This window comes from Sphingomonas sp. CCH9-E2 (assembly GCF_001557215.1).
Classification (GTDB): domain Bacteria; phylum Pseudomonadota; class Alphaproteobacteria; order Sphingomonadales; family Sphingomonadaceae; genus Sphingomonas.
This window is the reverse complement of the sequence record NZ_LSJM01000238.1, coordinates 1-2,129: the sequence shown is the minus strand read 5'-3', so window position 1 is coordinate 2,129 and position 2,129 is coordinate 1. Positions and strand designations below refer to the sequence as shown.

2 protein-coding genes are annotated in these 2,129 nt (G+C 68.0%); both read left to right on the top strand.

The genetic code is table 11. The features are described from left to right. Positions 1–198 precede the first annotated feature (198 nt). The gene (locus tag AX681_RS11230; protein WP_066663572.1) at positions 199–1,173 is read left to right on the top strand and encodes an ArsR/SmtB family transcription factor; all 975 of its coding nucleotides are present in this window, start codon (positions 199–201) and stop codon (positions 1,171–1,173) included. Then, positions 1,170–2,090, top strand: a complete 921-nt coding sequence (metF, locus tag AX681_RS11225; protein ID WP_066663571.1) for a methylenetetrahydrofolate reductase — start codon at positions 1,170–1,172, stop codon at positions 2,088–2,090. The genes AX681_RS11230 and metF overlap by 4 nt, the downstream gene beginning before the upstream one ends. Positions 2,091–2,129: the final 39 nt, after the last annotated feature.

Below are 2,129 nucleotides of genomic sequence, written 5' to 3'. Positions count from 1 at the left end.
GGGAGGGGGACCGCTCGCGCAGCGAGTGGTGGAGGGGCGGCCGCGCAGACGGCCGTAAACAGTTCGCCAAAATTCCGCCCTCTGCGGGGCGGCCCCTCCGTCAGCGCTGCGCGCTGCCACCTCCCCTGCGATGCAGGGGAGGAATGAAACCCATCCCGCATTGACCTGATATAAAGATATCTTTATATCTCTATACCTATGAACACGGCGCTCGAATCCTTCCGCGCACTCGCGGATTCGACGCGGCTGCGCATTCTTGCGCTGCTGCGGCTGATGGAGCTGTCGGTGGGTGAGCTGGCGCAGGTGCTGGGGCAGAGCCAGCCGCGCGTGAGCCGCCATGTGAAAATCCTGTGCGATGCGGGCCTGGCCGAGCGGCGCAAGGAGGGCAGCTGGGTGTTCGTCGCGCTGGGCGATGCGAAGCGGACCGGCCCGATCCTGGCCGCGATCGATGCGTGGCGGAGCGAGAGCGAGGATCACTGGGCGGTGGCGGACAGCGCGCGGCTCGCCGCGGTGCGCGCCGATCGCGCGGCGGCAGCGGCCGAGTGGTTCGAAGCCCATGCCGGCGAATGGGATGCGATCCGCTCGCTGCACGTGGCGGAGGAGCAGGTCGAGGCGGCGATGGTCGCGGCCTTGGGCGAGGCGCGGATCGCGCGATTGATCGATATCGGCACCGGCACCGGGCGCATGCTCGAGCTGTTCGCGCCGCATGCCGACAGCGCGCTGGGGATCGACCGGTCGTCGGAAATGCTGCGGCTGGCGCGGGCGAAACTGTCGGAACAGGGCGTCGCCAATGCCGAGCTGCGCCAGGCGGATCTGTACGCGCTACCGATGAGCGACGGTGAAGCGGATGCCGCGATCCTGCACCATGTGCTGCACTTCGCGCAGCAGCCGGGAGCGGCGATCGGGGAGGCGGCGCGGGTGCTGTCGCCAAGCGGGCGACTGCTGATCGTCGATTTCGCGCCGCATGACCGCGAAGAGTTGCGCACGCGCGAAGGCCATGTGCGCCTGGGCTTTTCGGACGAGCAGATGCTCGGCTGGTTCGCCAAGGCGGGGCTGGCGCCGGTCCAGACCCAGACGCTGGAGGGCGGCGCGCTGACCGTGAAATTATGGCTGGGCCGCAAGGCGGGGCAGCCGGGTGAACAACTGCCAGTGAATGAGGTGAAGGCAGCATGAGTATCGATCGGGATCCGTCCTCTCCGCCGCTGTTCGCGGACGTTGCCGGGGACATCGACGTCAGCTTCGAATTCTTTCCGCCCAAGACCGAGGCGATGGAAAAGACGCTGTGGGAGTCGGTCGAGACGCTGAGCCCGTTCGATCCGCGTTTCGTGTCGGTGACCTATGGCGCGGGCGGGACGACGCGCGAGCGGACGCACAACACGGTCGCCCGGATCGCGCGCGAAACCCCGATCGCGGTCGCCGCGCACCTCACCTGCGTCGACGCGACCAAGGCCGAGATCGACGCGGTGGCCGAGGAATATTGGGCAGCAGGCGTGCGCCACATCGTCGCGCTGCGTGGCGATCCGCCGCGTGCGGGGGAGAAGTACGCGACGCATCCGGGCGGCTATGAGAATGCCGCCGATCTGGTCGCTGGCCTGCGCAAGCTGCACCCGTTCGAGATTTCGGTTGCCGCCTATCCCGAATGCCACCCGGATTCGCCCGATGCGGCGCATGATCTGGATAACCTCAAGCGCAAGATCGACGCGGGCGCGAACCGCGCGATCACGCAGTTCTTCTTCGAGGCCGATACCTTCCTGCGCTTCCGCGACGCGGCGGCGGCGGCGGGGATCGATGCGGAGATCGTGCCTGGGATCATGCCGGTGATGAGCTTTGCCGCGGTCCAGAAGATGTCGGCGATGTGCGGGACGGCGGTGCCGGGCTGGATGGAGCGGCTGTTCGAGGGGCTCGACGACCACCCGGCGGCGCGCCAGCTCGTTTCGGCCACGCTGGCGGCGGAACTGTGCCGCAACCTTTATGCGGGCGGCGTGCGGCAGTTCCACTTCTACACGCTCAACCGGGCGGAGCTGTCCTATGCGATCTGCCATTTGCTCGGCGTGCGCCCGCGCGGTGCGGCGGCGAGTGTCGCGGCGTAAATCACAAAGCCCCTCCCCTTCAGGGGAGGGGTTGGGGGT